Origin of the sequence: Dactylosporangium sp. NPDC050688, assembly GCF_040654515.1 — a bacterium.
Classification (GTDB): domain Bacteria; phylum Actinomycetota; class Actinomycetes; order Mycobacteriales; family Micromonosporaceae; genus Dactylosporangium.
The window spans coordinates 1-21,490 of the sequence record NZ_JBFAIC010000098.1; the positions used below are offsets into that span (position 1 = coordinate 1).

Consider the following 21,490-nt stretch of genomic DNA (forward strand, 5'->3'; position numbering starts at 1 on the left):
TCCGCCGCGACGGTCGACACCAGCGCGTCGTACGTCCTGGTCAACCGCAACAGCGGCAAGGCCCTGGACGTGTACAACTTCTCCACCGCCGACGGCGGGCGCATCACCCAGTGGACGCGCACCGACGGCGCGAACCAGCAGTGGCAGTTCGTGGACTCCGGCGGCGGCTACTACCGGCTGAAGTCGAAGCATTCCGGCAAGGTCCTGGACGTCTACAACTTCTCCACCGCCGACGGCGCGTCGGTGGTGCAGTGGACCGACGGCAACGGCACCAACCAGCAGTGGCGGCTCGCGGACTCCTCCGGCGGCTACGTGCGGCTGATCAACCGCAACAGCGGCAAGGCCCTGGAGGTGCAGGGCGCCTCCACCGCCGACGGCGGCAACATCGTGCAGTACGCCGACTGGGGCGGCAACAACCAGCAGTGGCAGCTGGTCCGGGTGGGCGGCACGACCCCGACGTCGAACCCTCCGAACCCGTCAGGGACCTACAACAACCCCGTGGTGTGGCAGGACTTCGCGGACGGCGACATCATCCGCGTCGGCGACGCCTACTACTACTCGGCCTCCACCATGCACTACTCGCCCGGCGCGCCGATCCTGCGCTCCTATGACCTGGTCAACTGGGAGTACGCCGGGCACTCGGTGCCCCGCCTGGACTTCGGCTCCAGCAACTACGACCTCAGCGGCGGGCGCGCCTACGTCAAGGGGATCTGGGCCTCGACGCTGAACTACCGCCCGAGCAACAGCACCTACTACTGGGTGGGCTGCGTCGAGTTCAACCGCACCTACGTCTACACCGCCTCCGCGGTCGACGGCACCTGGACGAAGCGGTCGCAGATCAACAACTGCTACTACGACGCCGGGCTGCTCGTCGACGACAACGACACCATGTACGTCGCCTACGGCAACAGCACCATCAGCGTCGCCCAGCTCACCGCGGACGGCCTCGGCCAGGCCCGCACCCAGCAGGTGTTCACCACCCCCTCCAGCGTCGGCACCCTCGAGGGCGCCCGCTTCTACAAGCGCAACGGCAGCTACTACATCTGGCTGACCCGCCCCGCCAACGGCCAGTACGTGCTCAAGTCGAGCAGCCCGTGGGGCCCGTACGAGATGCGCCAGGTCCTGCTGAACATGCCCAGCCCGATCTCCGGCGGCGGCACCCCGCACCAGGGCGGCCTGGTGCAGACGCAGAACGGCGACTGGTACTACATGTCCTTCGTGGACGCCTACCCCGGCGGCCGCGTCCCGGCCCTCGCCCCGATCACCTGGAGCGGCGACGGCTGGCCGAGCGTGCAGACCGTCAACGGCGGCTGGGGCGCCACGTACCCGAAGCCCAACATCAGCACCACGAAGACCGTCAAGCCGATGATCGGCGCCGACACGTTCACCGGCTCGGCCCTCGGCCCGCAGTGGGAGTGGAACCACAACCCCGACACCTCGAAGTTCACCGTGGGCAGCGGGCTGCGGCTGCAGACGGCGACCGTCACCAATGACCTGTACGCCGCCCGCAACACCCTGACCCACCGCATCCAGGGCCCGACGTCCACCGCGACGATCGAGCTGGACTACTCCGCGATGGCCGACGGCGACCGGGCCGGCCTGGCCATGCTCCGCGACTCGTCCGCCTGGATCGGCGTCAGGCGCGACGGCAGCACGAACAGGGTCGTCATGGTCAACGGCCTGACGATGAACAGCAGCTGGGGCACCACCAGCACCGGCACCGAGATTGCCGGCGCGAACATCTCCGGCGGGCGGATCTGGCTGCGGGCCACCGCCGACATCCGGCCGGGCAGCGGCCGGCAGGCGCGCTTCTCCTACAGCACCGACGGCACGAACTTCACGTCGCTGGGCAACGCGCTGACGCTCAACAACGCCTGGCAGTTCTTCATGGGCTACCGCTACGCGATGTTCAACCACGCCACCAAGGCCCTCGGCGGTGCCGTCACCGTGCGCCGCTTCGAGATGACCACCCCGTAGGAAGGCCGGACCATGACAGACACCAGACGATCGCGCCGCCTGCGGGTGATCCTGCCGCTGGTCGCGGCCACCGTGCTGGCCGCCGGGGCAGCCGTGTTCTTCACCGGCTCGGCCAGCGCCGGGACGACCCTCGGCGCGTCCGCCGCGGAGAAGGGCCGCTACTTCGGTGCGGCGGTGGCCGCCGGGAAGCTCGGCGACGGCACGTACACCGGGATCCTGAACCGCGAGTTCAACTCGATCACGCCCGAGAACGAGATGAAGTGGGACGCCACGGAGCCGTCCCAGGGCCGGTTCTCCTACACCGGCGCGGACCGGATCGTGGCGCACGCGCAGGCCAACGGGCACAAGGTCCGCGGGCACACCCTGACCTGGCACCAGCAGCAGCCGGGCTGGGCGCAGGGCATGTCCGGCACCGCGCTGCGCTCCGCGATGGTCAACCACATCACGCAGGTGGCGACGCACTTCCGGGGCAAGGTCTTCGCCTGGGACGTGGTGAACGAGGCGTTCGCCGACGGTGGCTCCGGCGGCCGGCGCGACTCGAACCTGCAGCGCACCGGCAACGACTGGATCGAGGTCGCGTTCCGCACCGCGCGGGCCGCGGACCCGGGCGCGAAGCTGTGCTACAACGACTACAACACCGACGGCATCAACGCCAAGAGCACCGGCATCTACAACATGGTCCGCGACTTCAAGTCCCGCGGCGTGCCGATCGACTGCGTCGGCTTCCAGTCCCACCTCGGCAACTCGGTGCCGGGTGACTACCAGGCCAACCTGCAGCGCTTCGCCGACCTCGGCGTGGACGTGCAGATCACCGAACTCGACATCGCCGGCAGCAACCAGGCCAACAACTACGCCACCGTCGTCAAGGCGTGCCTGGCCGTGTCGCGCTGCACCGGCATCACGGTGTGGGGCATCCGGGACAGCGACTCGTGGCGTACCGGGGAGAACCCGCTGCTGTTCACCTCCTCCGGGGCGAAGAAGGCCGCCTACACCTCGACGCTCAACGCGCTCAACGCCGGCACCAACCCAGGCCCGACCGGCGGCACCGGCGTCGACACCAGCGCCTGGTACGTGCTGGTGAACCGCAACAGCGGCAAGGCCGTCGACGTGTACAACTTCGCCACCAACGACGGCGGGCGCATCACGCAGTGGTCGCGGACCAACGCCAACAACCAGCAGTGGCAGTTCGTCGACTCCGGCAACGGCTACTACCGGCTGCGCTCCCGGCACTCCGGGAAGGTCCTGGACGTCTACAACTTCTCCACCGCCGACGGCGCGTCGGTCGTGCAGTGGTCGGACCTCAACGGCACGAACCAGCAGTGGCGGCTCGCCGACTCCGGCAACGGCTACGTGCGGCTGATCAACCGCAACAGCGGCAAGGCCCTCGAGGTGCAGGGCGCGTCGACCGCCGACGGCGGCAACGTCGTGCAGTACGCCGACTGGGGCGGCAACAACCAGCAGTGGCAGCTCGTCCGCAGCTGACCGGACGTGCCCGACGACGACCGCGTCGGCGGGCGGACACCCCTACGAAGGAGCACACCCCCGAATGAACACGTACCGAAGAAGGCGACGCCTCGGCCTCGCCGCCGCCGCGGTGGTGACCGCGCTGGTCGGCACGGGCGTCGCCGTGCTGAACATGACGGCCGCGTCCGCCGCGACGGTCGACACCAGCGCGTCGTACGTCCTGGTCAACCGCAACAGCGGCAAGGCCCTGGACGTGTACAACTTCTCCACCGCCGACGGTGCGCGCATCACGCAGTGGACCCGCACCGACGCCAACAACCAGCAGTGGCAGTTCGTCGACTCCGGCAACGGCTACTACCGGCTGAAGTCGAAGCTGTCCTCGAAGGTCCTGGACGTGTACAACTTCTCCACCGCCGACGGCGCGTCTGTCGTGCAGTGGCCGGACCTCAACGGCACGAACCAGCAGTGGCGGCTCGCGGACTCCTCCGGCGGCTACGTGCGGCTGATCAACCGCAACAGCAACAAGGCCCTGGAGGTGCAGGGCGGCTCCACCGCCGACGGCGGCAACATCGTGCAGTACGCCGACTGGGGCGGCAACAACCAGCAGTGGCAGCTGGTCCGCGTCGGCGGCACCACCCCCACCACACCGGGCAACACCGGCGGCGGCTGCACGCTGCCGTCGACGTACCGCTGGTCGTCGACGGGTTCCCTGGCGAACCCGAAGTCGGGCTGGGTGTCGTTGAAGGACTTCACCAACGTCGTCTACAACGGCAGGCACCTCGTCTACGCCACCACGCACGACACGGGTTCGACGTGGGGGTCGATGAACTTCGGCCTGTTCACCAACTGGTCGGACATGGCCTCGGCGAGCCAGAACGGGATGAACTTCGGTGCGGTCGCGCCGACGCTGTTCTACTTCGCGCCGAAGAACATCTGGGTGCTGACCTACCAGTGGGGCGGCGCGGCGTTCAACTACCGCACGTCGAGCGACCCGACGAACGCCAACGGCTGGTCCTCGCCGCAGACCCTGTTCACCGGCAGCATCTCCGGCTCCGGCACCGGCCCGATCGACCAGACGATCATCGGTGACAGCCAGAACATGTACCTGTTCTTCGCCGGCGACAACGGCAAGATCTACCGGGCCAGCATGCCGATCGGCAACTTCCCCGGCAACTTCGGCTCCTCGTACACCCAGATCATGAGCGACTCCACGAACAACCTGTTCGAGGGCGTCGAGGTGTACAAGGTGCAGGGCCAGAACCAGTACCTGATGCTGGTCGAGGCCATCGGCAGCCAGGGCCGCTACTTCCGCTCGTTCACGTCCTCCAGCCTGAGCGGCTCGTGGACGCCGAACGCCGCGACGGAGAGCAACCCGTTCGCCGGCAAGGCCAACAGCGGCGCGACCTGGACCAACGACATCAGCCACGGCGACCTCGTGCGCAGCAACCCCGACCAGACCAAGACCGTCGACCCCTGCAACCTGCAACTGCTCTACCAGGGCCGCAGCCCCAGCTCCGGCGGCGACTACGGCCTGCTGCCCTACCGGCCGGGTGTGCTGACCCTGCAGCGCTAGAACCCGACCGTCCGACCCGGCCGGCCACCCAGCGGTGGCCGGCCGGTGCGTCCCGGCATTCCATCTCAGGAGGCACCGCCATGCGCTCAGCACGACGATGGTTCAGCGCGGCCGCCGTGGCCGTCGCGCTGACCACCGCTGGCATCATCACCCACACCGGCACCGCCGCGGCGGAGTCCAACGGCGGCGTGCGGATCATGCCGCTCGGCGACTCCATCACCGAGGGCACCCAGGTCCCCGGCGGCTACCGCATCGGCCTGTGGCAGCGGCTGGCCGCTGGCGGCTACCGCAACGACTTCGTCGGCTCCCAGTTCAACGGGCCCAGCTCGCTGTGGGACCACGACCACGAGGGCCACCCCGGCTGGCGGATCGACCAGATCGACGCCAACATCACCGGCTGGCTGCGCAACACCACCCCGCGCACCGTCCTGCTGCACATCGGCACCAACGACGTGCTGCAGAACTCCAACGTCTCCGGTGCCCCGGGCCGGCTGTCCACGCTGATCGACCACATCACCGCGACGGTGCCGTCGGCGGACGTGTTCGTCGCCAGCATCATCCCGCTCAGCAACGCCGGCCAGGAGAACGCCGCCCGCACCTTCAACGCCACGATCCCCGGCATCGTGCAGAGCAAGGTCAACGCCGGCAAGCGGGTCCACTTCGTCGACATGCACGCCGCGCTGACCACCGGCGACCTCATCGACGGCATCCACCCGACCGCCAACGGCTACGACAAGATGGCCGCCACCTGGTACAACGCGCTGCGCGCCGTCCCGGGCAGCATCGGCGACCCGGCCAGCCCCGGCCCGACGACGCCCAGCACCGGCAGTGCGCTGGTCAGCGCCGCGTCCGGGCGCTGCCTGGACGTGCCCAACAGCAGCACCACCAACGGCGTCCAGCCGATCATCTACGACTGCAACGGCAACGCCAACCAGCGCTGGACCGTCAACGGCCAGGCCCTGCAGTCGCTCGGCAAGTGCCTCGACTCGCCGACCGGCGCCACCGCCGGTGCCAAGGCGCAGCTGTGGGACTGCCACGGCGGCACCAACCAGCGCTGGACCTTCAACACCAACGGCACGATCAGCAACGCGCAGTCGGGTCTGTGCCTCGACGTGCGCAACGCCTCCACCGCCAACGGCACCCTCGTGCAGCTGTGGACCTGCACCGCCGCGGCGAACCAGCGCTGGACGAGAGGATGACCATGCGAAAACTCGCCACCATGCTTGCCGCCGGCGCACTGCTGCTGGCCGGCGCCGTCGGCGTCCTGCGCACCACGTCCGCGCAGGCATTGGAGAACGGGGTCGCCCGTACCCCACCGATGGGCTGGAACAGCTGGAACACCTTCGGCTGCAACATCAACGAGGCCCTGATCCGGCAGATGGCCGACGCGATCGTCAGCAGCGGCATGCGGGACCTGGGCTACCAGTACGTGGTCGTCGACGACTGCTGGTTCAACCCCAACCGGGACAGCGCCGGCAACCTGCAGGGCGACCCGAGCCGGTTCCCCAGCGGCATGAAGGCCCTCGGCGACTACCTGCACGCCAGGAACCTCAAGTTCGGCATCTACCAGGTACCGGTCGACAAGACCTGCGCGCAGTACTTCAACAGCTACCCCGGCGCCACCGGCAGCCAGGGGCACGAGGCGCAGGACGCCCGCCAGTTCGCCGCGTGGGGCGTGGACTACCTCAAGTACGACTGGTGCTCGCCGAACGGCACGATCAACGACCAGGTCGCCACGTTCGCGAAGATGCGTGACGCGCTCGCCGCGACCGGCCGGCCGATCGTGTACAGCATCAACCCCAACAGCATCCACGCCAAGACCGGCCCGCAGCGCAACTGGGGCGACGTGGCGAACCTGTGGCGCACCACCGAGGACATCACCAACGCGTGGGACACCGGGCAGACCAACGGCTACCCGATGGGCATCCAGAACATCGTCAACGTCACCGTGCCGCTCGCCGGGTACGCCGCGCCGGGCCGGTTCAACGACCCCGACATGCTCGAGGTCGGCCGGGGCGGCATGAACGACACCGAGATGCGCAGCCACTTCGCGCTGTGGGCGATGCTCGCCGCGCCGCTCATGGCGGGCAACGACATCCGCTCGCAGAGCTCGGCCACCGCGACGATCCTGAAGAACCAGAACCTCATCGCGATCAACCAGGACACCCTCGGCCTGCAGGCCACCCAGGTGTCCAACGACGGCACCCGCCGGGTCCTGGCCAAGCGCCTGGCCAACGGTGACGTCGCGGTCGCCCTGTTCAACCAGGGCGGATCCACCACGACGGTCAGCACGACCGCCGCGGCGATCGGCAAGTCCGGCAGCTCGTTCACGCTGCGCGACGCCTGGACGAACGCTACCAGCACCACGACCGGCGCGATCAGCGCCAGCGTGCCGGCGCACGGCACCGTCGTGTACCGGGTCAGCGGCGGCGGCACGACCTCGCCGTCGACGCCGCCGTCAGGCGGCGGGACGCTCGTCAGTGCCGCGTCCGGCCGGTGCCTCGACGTGCCGAACAGCAACACCACCAACGGCACCCAGCCGGTGATCTGGGACTGCAACGGCGGCGCCAACCAGCGCTGGACGCTCAGCGGCCAGACGCTGCAGGCCCTCGGCAAGTGCCTGGACGCGCCGCTGAACGCCGCCGCCGGCGCCAAGGCGCAGCTGTGGGACTGCAACGGCGGCACCAACCAGCAGTGGACGCTCAACGCCGACGGCACCGTCCGCGGCGTCGCGTCGGGGCTGTGCCTCGACGTGGACCACAACCTCACCGCGAACGGCACCCCGGTGCTGCTGTGGACGTGCACCGCCGCGGCGAACCAGCGCTGGACCAGGACGGTGACCGCATGACCGCGGCCATCTCCGGGCTCGGGGCCGTGCTGCGGCGGCGGACGCTGCTCACCGCCGCCTGGGTCGTGACGCTGCTGGCCGTCGTGGCCGTGTTCGTGCCGTCCGCCCGGGCCGACAACCCCATTGTGCAGACCGTCTACACCGCCGACCCCGCCCCGCTGGTCTACAACGGCCGGGTCTACCTGTACACCGGCCACGACGAGGACAACTCGACCTACTTCACGATGAAGGAGTGGCGGGTCTACTCGACCACGGACATGGTGAACTGGACCGACCACGGCTCGCCGATGAGCCTCACCACGTTCAGCTGGGCCAGCGCCAACGCGTGGGCCGGTCAGGTCGTCAACCGCAACGGCAAGTTCTACTGGTACGTGCCGGTGACGAACCGCGCGACCGGCCGCATGGCGATCGGCGTCGGCGTCTCCACCAGCCCGACCGGGCCGTTCACTGACGCGATCGGCCGGCCACTGGTGGAGAACGGCGAGATCGACCCGACCGTGTTCATCGACGACAACGGCCAGGCGTACCTGTACTGGGGCAACCCGAACCTGTGGTACGTGCGGCTGAACACCGACATGATCTCCTACTCCGGCTCGGCGACCCAGATCCCGCTGACCACCGCCGGGTTCGGCACCCGCACCGGCAACGCCAGCCGGCCCACCCTCTACGAGGAGGGGCCCTGGGTGTACAAACGCAACGGCGTGTACTACAACGTCTTCGCGGCGAAGTGCTGCTCGGAGTTCATCGGCTACTCCACCGCGCCCGGCCCGACCGGGCCGTGGACCTACCGCGGGACCGTCATGCCGACGCAGGGCAGCAGCTTCACCAACCACGCCGGGATCATCGACTACAACGGCGGCTCGTATTTCTTCTACCACAACGGCGCCCTGCCGGGCGGTGGCGGCTACACCCGGTCGGTGGCCGTGGAGAAGTTCACCTACAACGCCGACGGCAGCATCCCCACCATCAACATGACCACCGGTGGCGCGCCGCAGGTCGGGACGCTCGACCCGTACGTGCGGCAGGAGGCGGAGACGATCGCCTGGGCGACCGGCGTGGAGACCGAACCCTCCAGCGAGGGCGGCATGAACGTCGGTTGGATCGACAACGGCGACTCGATCAAGGTCAAGGGCGTGGCGTTCGGCGGGGGAGCGACGTCGTTCACCGCCAGGGTCGCCTCCGCGACCAGCGGCGGGCGCATCGAGGTGCGCCTCGACGGGGTCAACGGCCCGCTCGCCGGTACCTGCACGGTCGGCGGCACCGGCGGCTGGCAGACCTGGACGACGGTCACCTGCCCGGTCAGCGGCGCCACCGGTACCCGCGACCTGTACCTGAAGTTCACCGGCGGCAGCGGCAGCCTGTTCAACGTCAACTGGTGGCAGTTCGCCGGCGGCGGGAGCAGCGGCGGCAACATCCTCACCAACGGTGGGATGGAGGACGGCACGTCCGGCTGGGGCGTGTTCGGCAGCGGGACGCTGTCGTCGAACACGACCGTGGCACACGGCGGCAGCCGGTCGCTGCAGCTGTCCGGGCGCACGGCGGCCTGGAACGGCACCGCGCAGGACGTGACGTCGAAGCTGGTCAACGGCAAGAGCTACGCGACCAGCGTGTGGGTGCGCACGACGGCAGGCACGCCGAGCGCGAAGGCGATGCTGGCGGTGACGGCCGGCGGCACGACGAGCTACGTGCAGCTGGCACCGGCGACGGCCGTGAACGCGAACGGGTGGACCCAGCTGACCGGCACGGCGACGGTGTCGTGGTCCGGGACGCTGACCGGCGCCACCTTCTACGTCGAGACGACGGCGGGCACCGACCCGCTCATCGTCGACGACGCCTCGCTGCAGTAGCGGCACGGCGTCATCGGGGCCGCCGGGGCGAGCACATCGCCCCGGCGGCGCTTCACGCGGCGGCGCGGGCGGCCGGCGGCCGGCGGCGCAGGCCCGGTTCGGTCAGGGCCGGGGGCTGGTACGCCTGGTCGAGGACGCCGACGTCGGTGCCCGGCGGGACGATCGCGTCGATGCGGTCGAGCAGGTCGTCACCGAGGACGACGTCGAGGCCGGACAGCAGCGCGTCGAGGTGCTCCATGGTGCGCACGCCGATCAGTGCGGTGGTCACGCCGGGGTGGGCGATCGCGAACGCCATCGCGAGGTGGGTCATCGGCAGGCCCGCCTCCGCGGCGAGCGGGATCAGCCGCTCGACCACGTCCACGCGGCGCGCGTCGGTGAGGTGCCGCACGAGGCCGGCGCGGCGCACATCGGTGTCCGCGTCCCGGCGGATGCGGCCGGTGAGCAGGCCCTGGCCGAGCGGCCCCCAGACCAGGGTGCCGATGCCGAAGCGCTGGGCGATGGGCAGGATCTCACGCTCGATGCCGCGGTTGAGGATGGAGTACACCGGCTGCTCGGTGTGGAACCGGGCCAGGCCGCGCCGCTCGGCGACCCACTGTGCCTCCACGATGCTGCTCGCGGTGCTGTGCGACGCGCCGATCGCCCGGACCTTGCCCGCGGCGAGCAGGTCGGTCAGCGCCGCCAGGGTCTCCTCGATGTCGGTGTCCGGGTCCGGGAGGTGCAGCTGGTACAGGTCGATGTGGTCGGTGCGCAGGCGGCGCAGCGAGCGCTCGACGGCGGTGACGATCCAGCGCCGCGAGCCGCCCCGCTGGTTGGGGTCCTGCCCGGCCGGGCGGCCGAACTTGGTGGCGAGCACGACGCCGTCGCGGCGGCCCTGCAGGGCCTTGCCGACGATCTCCTCGGAGTCGGCGTAGGCGTCGGCGGTGTCGATGAGGTTGATGCCGGCGTCCAGCGCCCGGTGGATGATGCGGGCCGAGTCCTCGGGCGGGTTGCCCATGGACGTGGCGAACATGAGGGCACCGAGCCCGTACGGGCTGACCTTGATGCCGGTGCGGCCGAGCGTGCGGTACTGCATGGGTCTCTCCCTGCGCTGGCGGGCGGCGGACGTGTGCCGTAGGCTGCCCGGTAAGTGGAATCTCTTTCCGGAACTATACGGAAAGCATTTCCGGTTATGCAAGGGAGGGGTCATGGTGACCGAGGACGCGACCGGACCGGCGCCGCGCCGGCGGGCCGACGCCCGGCGCAACGTCGAGGCGTTGCTCGAGGCCGCCAGGAAGGTCTTCGACACCTCCGGCGTCGACGCGCCGGCGAAGGAGATCACCGATCTCGCCGGGGTCGGCGTCGGCACCCTGTACCGGCACTTCCCGCAGCGCGCCGACCTGGTCAAGGCCGTGGTGGAGACCGGCATCGACGCCGTCGCCGAGGCCGGCCCGGCGCTGCGCGCGCAGCACCCGCCGGCCGAGGCGCTGGACCGGTGGATCGACCGGTTCACCGACCTGCTCGGCACCAAGCGCGGTCTCGCCTCGGCGCTGCACTCCGGCGACCCGGCGTTCGAGGGCCTGCCCCGCTACTTCCACCAGCGCCTCGGCCCGGTCCTCACCGACCTGCTGGACGCCGCCGTGGCCGACGGCTCGATCCGCGCGGACGTCGGCGCCGAGGACCTGCTCTACGCCATCACCCAGCTCTGCCAGCCGGTCCCGGGCCGCGGGCCGGACCACGCCCGCCGCATCGTCGGCATCCTCGTCGACGGCCTCCGCGCGCGGTGACCCGGCTCAGCCAGCCGGGGGCTCAGGACACCAGCCCGGTGCGGTAGGCGTACACCACCGCCTGCACCCGGTCGCGCAGGTCGAGCTTGGTCAGGATGCGTGACACGTACGTCTTCACCGTCTCCTGGCTGATCACGAGGGCCGCGGCGATCTCGTGGTTGGACAGGCCGTCGGCGATGAGCCGCAGCACCTCCAGCTCGCGCGGGGTCAGCGCGGTGTCGCGGCGGCCCTCGGGCGGGCGGATGCGGGCCGCGTACCGGCCCACCAGCTGGCGGGTCACCTCGGGGGCCAGCAGCGCGGCGCCGGCCGCCACGGTGCGGATGCCCTCCAGCAGGTGGGCCGGCGGGGCGTCCTTGAGCAGGAACCCGCTCGCACCGGCGCGCAGCGCCTCGTACACGTACTCGTCGAGGTTGAACGTGGTGACCACGAGCACTTTCACGGGACGGGCCACGCCGGCGCCGGCCAGCAGCCGGGTCGCCTCGATGCCGTCGAGCACCGGCATGCGCACGTCCATCACCACCACGTCGGGGTGCAGCCGGGCGGCGAGGTCGACCGCGGCCCGGCCGTCGCCGCACTCGCCGACCACCTCGAGGTCCGGCTGGGCGTCGATGATGGTGGTGAATCCGGTACGGATCAGCGCCTGGTCGTCGCAGACCAGCACCCGGATCGGCGCGGTCACGACTGGCTGCCGGTGGGGATGCTGGCCCGCACGAGGAAGCCGCCGCCCGGCCGGGCCCCGGCGCTGAACTCGCCGCCGAGCACGCCGACGCGCTCGCGCAGCCCGGCGAGGCCCCGCCCGCTGCCGCCGGGCGCCACGGACCGCGAGCCCGGGCCGTCGGTGCTGACCTCCACCGTGGTCTGCCTTCCGCCGTGCTGGACGTGGACGGTGGTGCGGGCGCCGTGGGCGTGCTTGAGCGCGTTGGTCAGCGCCTCCTGCACGACCCGGTACGCGGCGGCCTCGCCGCTGCCGGGCAGCTGCGCCGCGGTGCCGTCCTCGCGGAACTCGACCGGCTGCCCCGCCTGCCGGGCCTGCTCCACGAGGGCGTGGACCTCACCGACCGGCGGCGTGCGCGGCTCGGTGCCGTGCTCGGGGTTGAGCAGGTCCAGCAGGTGCCGCAGGTCCGTGATGGCCCGCCGGCCGGTGTCGGTGATCGCGGTCAGCGTCTGGTCGAGCCGTTCCGGGGCGGCGGTCAGGTACCGCGCCGCCTCCGCCTGCACCACCATCGCGGTCACGTGGTGCGTCACGATGTCGTGCAGCTCGCCGGCGATGCGGGTGCGTTCGGCGGCGCGGGTGCGCTCGGCGACGTGCCGGCGCTGCTCCACCTCGGCGCGCCGGGTCGTGCGCAGCCACGCCCCGGCGCCCCACGCGATCGCCACCGCCAGGTAGAACGTGACGAACCCGGTCACCCCCTCGCGGGAGCCGCCGCGGTCCAGGGCGAAGGACAGCGGCACGTACGCCACCGACAGCACCACCAGCATCGTGAGCCGGTGCCGCTCCAGGTAGGCGGCGGCGCTCAGCAGCGCGACGGGCAGCGCCGTGCCGGCGACCATGTGATAGCCACGCAGCTGGTCGGCGGCGAACCCCACCGACACCAGCAGCAGGCACACCGCCGGCCAGCGCCGGCGCACCGCCAGCGGCAGGCACTCCAGGGCGAGCACCACGACCGCGAACCCGTCCATCGGCCGGCCCGGCAGGTCACCGAGCTGCGTGCCGCGGTCGTGCAATGCCGGCACCAGCGACGCGACGGCCAGCAGCAGCCCGAGCGGGAAGTCCCGGACCGTGACGTCGAGGCTCCGCCACCGGTCCGGGACACGCCGCAGGTCGATCACGGTGCGAGCGTAGCGGCCGGTGCGGCGGGGACGCGACGCGAGCGGCGGGACATGATGGTCCCGCGCCGCCGGGCGATACGCAGGAACACCACCGTGAGCGCCACCCCGGCCAGCAGCGCCCACACGCTGCCCTCCGGGCCGAACCCGCCGCCGCTGAGCACCGCCGGCCCCGACGTGACCCCGTCGAGGAGCCCCTGCGGGGTGTCGTTGCCGGACACCTCGGTGCCGAACACGCCGCCGGCGGCGAAGTTCCAGCCGAAGTGCACCCCGATCGGCACCCACAGGTTCCGGGTCGCCGCGTACACGGCGGCGAGCAGCGCCCCGGCCTCCACCGCGACGGCGAGCGCGCTCCACAGCGTCGCGTTCGGGTTCGGCAGGTGCGCCAGCCCGAACAGCAGCGCGGTCAGGACCAGCGCGCCCCATGTACCGAGGCGCTCCTCGACGATGCGGAACAGCACGCCGCGGAAGATCAGTTCCTCGGTCACCGCCGCGGCGGCCATGAACCCGACCAGCGCGACCGCGCCGGACGCCGAACCCCAGCCGTCGACCCGGTAGCTGCCGGTGACGGCGATGGCCCCGATGACCGCCGCGAACATGCCGAAGCCGACCAGCACCCCACGCCCCACCTTCGGCGCGGCCCCCGCGACGGCGACCTCCACGGGCGCGCGGCGCTCGGTGCGCCGGACCACCCACGCGTACACGAGCAGCGACAGCACCGCCGTCACCACCCCGAGCACCAGGGTGAGCGGCACGTTCCACTGCACCGCGCCGACCCCCAAGCTGCCCACGAGCGCGACCGCCACAACGGCCGCGAGCTGCTTCAGCAGTCGCATCTTGACTCCTTCGTCCGATCCCGCGGCACCCCGCCGCGGCCACCCCGAACGGTATGGATGTATCGCCGTCACATCGTCACCGCTCGGTGGACATTCGCCTGTAGCTCGCACGGGGGACACGGAAGCCCGGTGCTCCGGGACTTCCCTCCGTGGCGACTAGATGGAAACATCGATTCGCACAGCGGAACGAGGGGAGCGTCATGCACGTCGTCGTCAGTCAGGCCTGGACCCTGGACGCGGAGGGGCACGCCGAGGCGTACATCGCCCTGTCCGCCCGGTTCGCCGAGTTCTTCGCCGCCCACCCCGGCTTCCGCGGGCGCTGGCTGGTCCGCGACGTCGACGACCCGACGCACTTCACGCACATCCGCCTGTTCGACACGGTCGAGTCCTACGCCGAGGCGACCCGCACCCCGGGCTACGTCGCGCACACCGAGGCCATGTACGAGCACCTGCGCCCGTACGACACCTATCCCCGCACGATCGGCGAGGTCGTCCTGGAGGACCGGCCGTGACCGTGTTCGTCCTCGTGCACGGCGCCTTCCGCGGCGGCTGGGCGTGGTCGCGCGTCCGGCGTTTGCTGGCCGCCGCCGGGCACGAGGTGCACACGCCGTCGCTGACCGGGATGGGCGACCGCCGGCACCTCACCGTCGAGCCGCCCACCCTGGACACCTGGGCCCTCGACATCGCCAACCTCCTGGCGGAGGAGGACCTGCGCGACGTCGTCCTCGCCGGGCACAGCCTCGGCGGCGTCGCGATCGCCGCCGCGGCCCGCCGGTGCGCCGACCGCCTGGCCCGGCTCGTCTTCGTCGACGCGCCCGAGCCGCTGCCCGGCGAGCGCGCCGCCGGGCTGCTCGGCCCCGTCCCCGACCTGCCGCGCGACCTGTGGCTGCCCGCGAAGCCGCTGGACCCCGCGGCCGATGAGTCCCTCGACCCGGCCACCGTCGCCTGGATGAACGCCCGGCTCTGCCCCACCCCGCTGGGGCCCTCGCTGGATCCGATGCCGGAACAGACCGAGGCGTCCTCGGCGGTACCGCGGGAGCACGTCTTCTGCACCGGCACGCCGCCCGGGTACCCGGCCTCGGTCACCCTGGAGCGGTTGCGGGCGGCCGGCGCGCCGTACCGCTGCATCGACAGCGGCCACGACGCGCCGCTCAGCTGCCCGGCCGAGCTGGCCGCACTCCTGACCGGTTGAGCCCCGGCGCTACCTCCACCCGCGACGGCCGCAGAGCGTTGAGGTCCCACCGGCCACCCGGCGCGGGACCTGAGCGTTCCCGCCGACGACGGCCGTCCTCAGGTCGGTGCCCGGCCCGGCCGACATGCCGGCAGGAGCATCGGCAGCGGCCCGCGACGGGTGCGGGCGACGAGGAACTGCTTGGACAGCAAACGCATGTGATGAACCGCCTCCCGGAGTGTGCCGCCACGATGTCGGCGGCCGAGCAGCACATCGATGGACGTGGCTGCGGGTTGCCTCGATGGCACCATCCCCGGCGGCCGGGCGGTAGGTCAGTCGGCGATACAGGCAGCGGTACAACGGCGATACATGCGAAAAAGTGTTATGCGGCGAGGTGCTGCGGAGTCCCCGCGGGAGTGCCGGCGCGCGCACCCACACTCCCGCGGGGACCGTTCAGAGGGTGAACACGACGGTGGAGATGCTGCGCGCGGCGACGCTGACGGTGACCTGTCCGCCGTTCACGCTGGTCGGCTGGCCGGCCGCGTTGGCGCTCTGCGAGGTCAGGTAGTGCTCCGCCCGCGCCACCCGCTGCGGCGCCTGGATCACGGCGTTGTTGACCGCGCTGGTCGAGCGGTTGAGGATCACCAGCGTGATCTTGCCGTCACCCTGGTACGCGGTGACCTCCAGCGGGGACGCCTTGGCGCTCTTGGCCAGGGCCACCCGCTGGTATCCGGGGCGCACGTACTTGGCGAACTGCGAGAAGGCGTACCCGCGCTTCAGCGGGGCCCCGGCCGTGGTGCCGTAGGCCGCCTCGCCGTCGCCGATGAAGGAGTAGTACCGCTTGCCGTACCACCAGATGTAGGCGCTCCAGTTCGACTCCATCGACAGGTGCACGGTGCGCATGATGTCGTCGAGGGTCTCGTTCCAGACCGCCTGGTTGCCGGGGTTGCCCCAGATGTTGGAGCCGTTGCCGTCGGCCGCGTGGTAGTTCCACTCGGTCATCCACACCGGCTTGTTGTACTGCTGTGCCAGCGGGTACGGCTTGAGCCGGCCCGCGGACTCGGTGCCGTACAGGTGCCCGCCGATGTAACCGATGTTGCCGCGGGCGGTCGCGTCGTTGAGGGTCGGATCGGTGTAGCCGTAGTTCAGGTTGACCGCCTCGGCGACCATCAGCTTCGTGTTCTGCACCTTCGCGCCCTGGTCCCGCACGAAGTCGCGCAGCTCGGTGCCGCTCCAGTCCATCGAGTCGTAGTCCGGGTGCCAGTCCGGCTCGTTCTGCACCGACGTGACGTCGATCGTCACGCCCTGGTTGCGCATGTACTGGACGTAGTTGTTGAGATGGCCGGCGTAGTCGTCGTAGTAGTCGGTGCGCAGCTTGCCGCCGTTGACGCGGCTGTTGTTCGTCTTCCACGCCGCCGGCGCCGTCCACGGCGACGCGAGCACCTTCACCCCCGACCCGTACGACTTCGCGGTCTTCAGCGCGTTCACCTGGGTCGGCCACTCGCTGGAGACCGGCGAGATGCCGGTGCGCACGATCGACAGGCCGAGCTGGTTGGCGCCGAGCCCGACGAGCGTCTGGGTCTCCGCCGTCGACCACGCGCTGCCCCAGATGGACACCGCGGCGCCGAAGCCGTCGATCGTCTGGTACCTGGTGGCGCTGTTCACCGTGATGTCCGGCGTCGCGGTGGGGGTACTGGCGGACGGGGCCGGGCTCGAGGGCGGGGGACTGGACGGCACGCCGCCGCCGCAGGCCACCCCGTTGACCGTGAAGCCGGTCGGGTCGGGGTTGCTGCCGGTCGACGAGGCGTTGAACCCGAAGGAGACGGTGCCGTTGGTGGGGACGGCCCCGTTGTAGCTGACGTTCTTCGCGGTGACCGCGGCGCCGTTCTGGGTGAGTGTGGTGTTCCACGCCTGGGTGACGGTCTGCCCGGCGCCGTAGGACCAGGTCAGCGTCCAGCTCGTGAGCGGGTCGCCGAGGTTGGTGATGGTGACGTTGGCGCCGAAGCCGCCCGGCCACTGGGACGAGACCGCGTAGTTCACCGAGCAGCCGGCAGCCGCGGCCCCGGCCGGCAGCGCCACGGCGATACCGACGGAAGCCAGCAGCCCGGTGACGGCCGCGGCCAGCGCGGTCCTGATCGGTTTGACCTTCCTCATGAAAGTTTCTCCTGGAATGGAATGATGGCGGCACCACCGGGCGGATGACTGACTGTTGGGGCGGCTTCCGGCGTGGCGTTTCCGGCGCCGTATCTGCCCAGCTCAAGTGCCGTTCGGTCGCTCGTAACACTTTTCTCGGCAGCTATTCGGCCTCATTTCCGGACGCGGCAGAAGGGACCGGAAAGGCGGCGGGTTTTCCGGCGGTCGGACGATTCGCGTCACAGGCTGCCGGGAAAATAGTCAGCACAATGGCCGGTGTCAATGAATCGGGCCCGGCGGGGCGGGCTCAGGAGAAGTAGTGGCCCGCCGCCAGGTCGGCGAGCAGCCCCGGCCCGGTCGGTCGCCAGCCGAGCAGGTCGCGGGTGTGCTGGGCCGACGCGGGCCCGTCGATGCCCCAGAAGTGGCCGAGCCAGCCGACGTAGTCGCCGGCCTGCTCCGCCGTGACGGAGACCGCGGGCACGCGCAGGTGGGCCGCGAACGCCTCGGCGACCGCGCGGATCGGCACGCCCTCGTCGCCGACGGCGTGCAGCACGGCGCCGGCCGGGGCCGACTCGACCGCGAGGCGGAACAGGCGGGCGGCGTCGTCGCGGTGGACGGCGGGCCAGCGGTTGCCGCCGTCGCCGACATACGCCGCGGCGCCCTTGTCACGGGCGAACCCGATCGCGGTGGTGGTGAATCCGTTGTCGCCCTCGCCGTGGGTGGCCGGTGGCAGCCGCACGACCGAGGAGCGCACGCCCTGCCCGGCGAGCGCGAGGGCGCGCCGGGCGTTTGCCATCCGCCCGGCGGCGCCGCTGACGGCCTCGTCACCGGCCGGGTCGGGGGACAGCCCGTCGCGTTCGGTGGCGACGGCGCCGGGCGGCAGGCCGAGCACGCCGAGCATGCCGGACGCCATGACGAACGGCTTGTCCGTGCCGGCGAGCACCTCGCCGAAGGCGTCGATCGCGGCGCGGTCGGCGGCCGTGGCCCCGGCCATGTCGCCGGTGAAGAACAGGTCGTGCTTGAACGCGAGGTGCACGACCCCGTCGGCGGCCGCGGCCGCGTCCCGCAGGGTGCCGAGGTCGTCGAGGGTCCCGCGGCGGACCTCGGCGCCCAGGGCGTGCAGCGACCGGGCCGCCGCGTCGGTGCGGGCGAGCCCGGTGACCTTGTGGCCGGCGGCGGTCAGCTCGGGCACGAGCCCGCGACCGACCCAGCCCGACGCTCCGGTGACGAACACGTGCATGGGGGAGCCTCCGTATTCCTAGAACGATCGTACAAGAAATAAACATAGTACGATCGTTCTAGGAACAGCAACCGCGAGCTGGATCACGAGGTGGCGATGGCGGGCCGGCCGGTCAATCACCAGCGGCGCGCCGAGCTGCTCGACGCCGCGGTCGACTACGCCGTCGAGCACGGCTTCGCCGAGCTGTCGTGGCGGCCGGTGGCGTGCGGCCTCGGGGTGTCGACCACGACGCTGGTGCACCACTTCGGCACCAAGGAGCAGATGCTCGAGGCGATCCTTGGCCGGCTGCGGGAGCGCACGTTCGCGGCGACCAGCGACGCGGTCGCCGACCGGCCGGGCCTGGCGGCCGCGGCGCGGGCGGTGTGGACACGCACCTCCGACCCGCGCCGGTCGGCGGAGTTCCGGCTGTTCTTCGCCGTCTACGGCCGGGCCCTGCAGGCGCCGGAGCGGTTCGCGGAGTTCCTCGACCGGGTCGTGGCCGACTGGATGCGTTCCCTGGTCGAGGCCCAGGGCTCCGGCGCCGACCCGGCCGAGGCGGCCCGCACCGCGACGCTGGTGATCGCGACGATCCGCGGGCTGCTGCTCGACCTGCTGACCACCGGCGACCGCGACCGGGTCCAGGCCGCCGCCGAGGCCTTCCTGGCCACCCTCGAGCCCCCCACGGAAGCGGCGTGATCGCACACCGCTTCCGGGAGTGGCGTCAGCGGCCGTAGGACTCCAGCAGGCGCAGCCAGACCTCGCTGACCGTGGGGAACGCGGGGACGGCGTGCCACAGGCGGTGCAGGGGGACCTCGCCGGCGACCGCGACCGTCGCGGCGTGCAGCAGCTCCGCGACGTCCGGGCCGACGAACGTGCAGCCGACGATCACCTGCCGGTCCTCGTCGACGACCATCCGGGCCTGCCCCTGGTAGCCGTCGGCGTGCAGGGCGGCCCCGGCGACGGCGCCCAGGTCGTAGTCGACGACCCGGATCCGCAGCCCGGCGGCCTCGGCGGCGGCCGCGGTCAGGCCCACCGACGCGACCTCCGGGTCGGTGAAGACGACCTGCGGCACGGCGCGCTCGTCGGCGGTGGCGACGTGCCGGCCCCACCGGGCGTCGTCGACCGCCGCGCCGGTGGCGCGCGCCACGATGACGTCGCCCGCCGCGCGGGCCTGGTACTTGCCCTGGTGGGTCAGCAGCGCGCGCCGGTTGACGTCGCCGGCCGCGTACAGCCAGCCGCCGCCGAGCGGGGTTCCGTCCTCGCCGAGGACCCGCAGCGTGTCGTCGACGGTGAGCCAGCCGCCCGGCTTCAGGCCGATCGTGTCGAGGCCGAGGTCGTGCGTGTTGGGCATGCGGCCGATTGCGACCAGCAGCTCGTCGGCGTCGATCTGCGAGCCGTCGGTGAGCGTGATGTGCACGGTGCCGTCGTCCGTCCGGTGTACCGCCGCCGCCTCGGCACCCGGGTGGACCGTCACGCCGGCGTCGTGCAGCGACCGGGTGACCCGCTCGCCGGCGAACGGCTCCGCGTGCGGCAGGACGCCGTCGCGGGCCAGCACCGTCACCACGGCGCCGAGAGCGGCGTACGCGGTGGCCATCTCCGACGCGACCACGCCGCCGCCGATGACGGCGAGCCGGCCGGGGACCTCGCTCGCCGCGGCCGCCTCGCGGCTGGTCCAGGGCGCCGCCTCGCGCAGTCCGGCGACGTCGGGCAGCAGGGCGCCGCTGCCGGTCGCGACGACGACCGCGTGGCGGGCGGTGAGCGTGGTCGTGGCGCCGTCGCCGCCGGTCACCTCGACGAGCCGGTCGGCGACGATGCGGCCCTGGCCGCGGTGCAGCGCGATGCCGGCCGAGTCCAGCCACGACACCTGGGCGTCGTCGGACCAGTTCGAGGCGAACGCGTCGCGGCGGCGCAGCACGGCCGCGGCGTCCAGGTCGCCCGTCACCGCCTCGCGGGCGCCCGGCAGCCGGCGGGCCGCCCGGAGCGCGGCCCCGCTGCGCAGCAGCGCCTTGGTCGGCATGCACGCCCAGTAGGAGCACTCGCCGCCGACGAGCTCGCGCTCGACGACCGCGACGGTCAGGCCGCCCCGCGCGACCCGGTCGGCGACGTTCTCCCCGACGGGTCCCGCGCCGATGACGACGACGTCGTACGTGAGGTGTGGCATGTCAGTTGCCCTTCGCGGTGCGGCCGAGGCGGATGGCCGAGATGAGGAAGAAGACGGCGCCGGGGATGGCGTAGCCGATGGCGTTGGTCAGCGCCGGGTCGTCGGCGGAGGCGGTGGCGATGAACGACCCGCCGGCGAGGACGGAGAGGCCGCCGCTGAAGATCATCGGCCACTGCCCGCCCAGCCGGCGGCGGGGGACCGCCACGAGCAGCTGCACCAGGCCGGCGACGATCGCCCAGGCGCCCCACACGCGCAGGACCGCCGGGATGCCGGAGGCGCCGGCGACGGCCAGGCCGATCGCGGCGAGCAGACTGATCGCGATGTTCACATACAGCAGTGTGGGCTTCGCGGTGGCGCGGGAGGCCCCGGCGTCGACGACGGCGGCGGCCACGTCGAACAGCGGGTAGAGCACCAGCAGCGTCATGGCGAGCGGGCCGAGGTGCTCGGCGGTCGTGAACATCACGGCGGCCCACACGATGGCGAACGCGAAGCGCACGAAGTACAGCCGCCGCAGGATGGATGCTGTCGCCGGGATGCCGGGGGCGGCAACGGTGGTCATGGTGGTCCTCTCAGTGGCGCTAGGCAGAACGAACGTTCTGTACCCCGCAACACTGACGAGTCGCGCCGGACTTGTCAAGACCGAACGTTCTGTCGCTACCATCGGCTCATGG

General features: G+C 71.6%; 18 protein-coding genes. 10 read left to right on the forward strand and 8 right to left on the reverse strand.

Annotated elements, in window-relative coordinates; genetic code table 11:
- The 6 genes from AB0H83_RS47435 to AB0H83_RS47460 form a co-directional block, all read left to right on the forward strand.
- On the forward strand, positions 1-1,977 hold a 1,977-nt coding region (locus AB0H83_RS47435; protein WP_360109076.1), incomplete at its 5' end, for an RICIN domain-containing protein.
- A gap of 12 nt (positions 1,978-1,989) precedes the next feature.
- Positions 1,990-3,459, forward strand: a complete 1,470-nt coding sequence (locus AB0H83_RS47440) for an endo-1,4-beta-xylanase (RefSeq protein ID WP_360109079.1) — start codon at positions 1,990-1,992, stop codon at positions 3,457-3,459.
- Between the two features lie 64 nt (positions 3,460-3,523).
- Positions 3,524-5,014, forward strand: a complete 1,491-nt coding sequence (locus tag AB0H83_RS47445) for a non-reducing end alpha-L-arabinofuranosidase family hydrolase (RefSeq protein WP_360109082.1) — start codon at positions 3,524-3,526, stop codon at positions 5,012-5,014.
- A gap of 80 nt (positions 5,015-5,094) precedes the next feature.
- Positions 5,095-6,213 (forward strand): RICIN domain-containing protein, encoded by a 1,119-nt coding sequence (locus AB0H83_RS47450; protein ID WP_360109085.1) that lies wholly within the window; start codon positions 5,095-5,097, stop codon positions 6,211-6,213.
- Between the two features lie 2 nt (positions 6,214-6,215).
- Positions 6,216-7,862 (forward strand): ricin-type beta-trefoil lectin domain protein, encoded by a 1,647-nt coding sequence (locus tag AB0H83_RS47455; protein WP_360109149.1) that lies wholly within the window; start codon positions 6,216-6,218, stop codon positions 7,860-7,862.
- Positions 7,859-9,709: a family 43 glycosylhydrolase gene (locus AB0H83_RS47460; RefSeq protein ID WP_360109088.1), complete on the forward strand. Its 1,851-nt coding sequence runs from the start codon at positions 7,859-7,861 to the stop codon at positions 9,707-9,709. The genes AB0H83_RS47455 and AB0H83_RS47460 overlap by 4 nt, the downstream gene beginning before the upstream one ends.
- Positions 9,710-9,761: 52 nt before the next feature.
- Here AB0H83_RS47460 and AB0H83_RS47465 read toward each other — a convergent pair whose 3' ends face one another.
- Entirely contained in the window at positions 9,762-10,781 is a 1,020-nt protein-coding gene (locus tag AB0H83_RS47465; RefSeq protein WP_360109091.1) for an aldo/keto reductase, read from the reverse strand.
- A 112-nt stretch (positions 10,782-10,893) separates the two neighbouring features.
- On the opposite strand from AB0H83_RS47465, the gene AB0H83_RS47470 reads away from it, so the two are divergent.
- A complete protein-coding gene (locus AB0H83_RS47470) occupies positions 10,894-11,472 on the forward strand; it encodes a TetR/AcrR family transcriptional regulator (protein WP_360109094.1) in 579 nt (192 codons plus the stop codon).
- 22 nt (positions 11,473-11,494) lie between these two features.
- On the opposite strand, the gene AB0H83_RS47475 is transcribed toward AB0H83_RS47470, so the two are convergent.
- From AB0H83_RS47475 to AB0H83_RS47485, 3 genes are read right to left on the reverse strand one after another with little or no spacing between them, the layout of a single operon-like run.
- On the reverse strand, positions 11,495-12,151 hold the full coding sequence (locus tag AB0H83_RS47475) for a response regulator transcription factor (RefSeq protein ID WP_360109097.1): 657 nt from the start codon (positions 12,149-12,151) through the stop codon (positions 11,495-11,497).
- Complete coding sequence (locus AB0H83_RS47480; protein ID WP_360109100.1) at positions 12,148-13,302, reverse strand: histidine kinase; 1,155 nt, start codon at positions 13,300-13,302, stop codon at positions 12,148-12,150. Before AB0H83_RS47480 ends, AB0H83_RS47475 begins: the two co-directional genes overlap by 4 nt.
- Complete coding sequence (locus AB0H83_RS47485; protein ID WP_360109103.1) at positions 13,299-14,135, reverse strand: CPBP family intramembrane glutamic endopeptidase; 837 nt, start codon at positions 14,133-14,135, stop codon at positions 13,299-13,301. The genes AB0H83_RS47480 and AB0H83_RS47485 overlap by 4 nt, the downstream gene beginning before the upstream one ends.
- Positions 14,136-14,335: 200 nt before the next feature.
- Between AB0H83_RS47485 and AB0H83_RS47490 the strand changes: the two genes are divergently transcribed.
- Both AB0H83_RS47490 and AB0H83_RS47495 read left to right on the forward strand, forming a co-directional pair.
- Positions 14,336-14,647 carry an antibiotic biosynthesis monooxygenase gene (locus AB0H83_RS47490; protein ID WP_360109106.1) on the forward strand — a complete coding sequence of 104 codons (312 nt, stop codon included), beginning with the start codon at positions 14,336-14,338 and terminating at the stop codon, positions 14,645-14,647.
- Entirely contained in the window at positions 14,644-15,327 is a 684-nt protein-coding gene (locus AB0H83_RS47495; RefSeq protein WP_360109109.1) for an alpha/beta hydrolase, read from the forward strand. Before AB0H83_RS47490 ends, AB0H83_RS47495 begins: the two co-directional genes overlap by 4 nt.
- A 432-nt stretch (positions 15,328-15,759) precedes the next feature.
- Here AB0H83_RS47495 and AB0H83_RS47500 read toward each other — a convergent pair whose 3' ends face one another.
- Together AB0H83_RS47500 and AB0H83_RS47505 are read right to left on the reverse strand one after the other, a co-directional pair.
- Positions 15,760-17,460, reverse strand: a complete 1,701-nt coding sequence (locus AB0H83_RS47500; RefSeq protein ID WP_360109112.1) for a cellulose binding domain-containing protein — start codon at positions 17,458-17,460, stop codon at positions 15,760-15,762.
- A gap of 286 nt (positions 17,461-17,746) precedes the next feature.
- Positions 17,747-18,679, reverse strand: a complete 933-nt coding sequence (locus tag AB0H83_RS47505) for an SDR family oxidoreductase (RefSeq protein ID WP_360109115.1) — start codon at positions 18,677-18,679, stop codon at positions 17,747-17,749.
- 96 nt (positions 18,680-18,775) lie between these two features.
- Here AB0H83_RS47505 and AB0H83_RS47510 point away from each other — a divergent pair, with 96 nt between their 5' ends.
- A complete protein-coding gene (locus AB0H83_RS47510; RefSeq protein ID WP_360109118.1) occupies positions 18,776-19,354 on the forward strand; it encodes a TetR/AcrR family transcriptional regulator in 579 nt (192 codons plus the stop codon).
- Between the two features lie 25 nt (positions 19,355-19,379).
- Here the strand turns inward: AB0H83_RS47510 and AB0H83_RS47515 are convergent, their stop codons facing one another.
- Together AB0H83_RS47515 and AB0H83_RS47520 are read right to left on the reverse strand one after the other, a co-directional pair.
- Positions 19,380-20,819 carry an NAD(P)/FAD-dependent oxidoreductase gene (locus tag AB0H83_RS47515; RefSeq protein WP_360109121.1) on the reverse strand — a complete coding sequence of 480 codons (1,440 nt, stop codon included), beginning with the start codon at positions 20,817-20,819 and terminating at the stop codon, positions 19,380-19,382.
- Between the two features lies 1 nt (position 20,820).
- Positions 20,821-21,378, reverse strand: a complete 558-nt coding sequence (locus AB0H83_RS47520; protein WP_360109124.1) for a hypothetical protein — start codon at positions 21,376-21,378, stop codon at positions 20,821-20,823.
- Positions 21,379-21,490 lie beyond the last annotated feature (112 nt).

Bases quoted from the DNA above. Each gene is read 5' to 3' on its own strand.
- AB0H83_RS47510 (WP_360109118.1), top strand. From the start codon at position 18,776: ATGGCGGGCCGGCCGGTCAATCACCAGCGGCGCGCCGAGCTGCTCGAC.
- AB0H83_RS47505 (WP_360109115.1), bottom strand. From the start codon at position 18,679: ATGCACGTGTTCGTCACCGGAGCGTCGGGCTGGGTCGGTCGCGGGCTC.
- AB0H83_RS47515 (WP_360109121.1), bottom strand. From the start codon at position 20,819: ATGCCACACCTCACGTACGACGTCGTCGTCATCGGCGCGGGACCCGTC.
- AB0H83_RS47485 (WP_360109103.1), bottom strand. From the start codon at position 14,135: ATGCGACTGCTGAAGCAGCTCGCGGCCGTTGTGGCGGTCGCGCTCGTG.
- AB0H83_RS47500 (WP_360109112.1), bottom strand. From the start codon at position 17,460: ATGAGGAAGGTCAAACCGATCAGGACCGCGCTGGCCGCGGCCGTCACC.
- AB0H83_RS47490 (WP_360109106.1), top strand. From the start codon at position 14,336: ATGCACGTCGTCGTCAGTCAGGCCTGGACCCTGGACGCGGAGGGGCAC.
- AB0H83_RS47440 (WP_360109079.1), top strand. From the start codon at position 1,990: ATGACAGACACCAGACGATCGCGCCGCCTGCGGGTGATCCTGCCGCTG.
- AB0H83_RS47455 (WP_360109149.1), top strand. From the start codon at position 6,216: ATGCGAAAACTCGCCACCATGCTTGCCGCCGGCGCACTGCTGCTGGCC.
- AB0H83_RS47470 (WP_360109094.1), top strand. From the start codon at position 10,894: ATGGTGACCGAGGACGCGACCGGACCGGCGCCGCGCCGGCGGGCCGAC.
- AB0H83_RS47445 (WP_360109082.1), top strand. From the start codon at position 3,524: ATGAACACGTACCGAAGAAGGCGACGCCTCGGCCTCGCCGCCGCCGCG.
- AB0H83_RS47450 (WP_360109085.1), top strand. From the start codon at position 5,095: ATGCGCTCAGCACGACGATGGTTCAGCGCGGCCGCCGTGGCCGTCGCG.
- AB0H83_RS47520 (WP_360109124.1), bottom strand. From the start codon at position 21,378: ATGACCACCGTTGCCGCCCCCGGCATCCCGGCGACAGCATCCATCCTG.
- AB0H83_RS47465 (WP_360109091.1), bottom strand. From the start codon at position 10,781: ATGCAGTACCGCACGCTCGGCCGCACCGGCATCAAGGTCAGCCCGTAC.
- AB0H83_RS47460 (WP_360109088.1), top strand. From the start codon at position 7,859: ATGACCGCGGCCATCTCCGGGCTCGGGGCCGTGCTGCGGCGGCGGACG.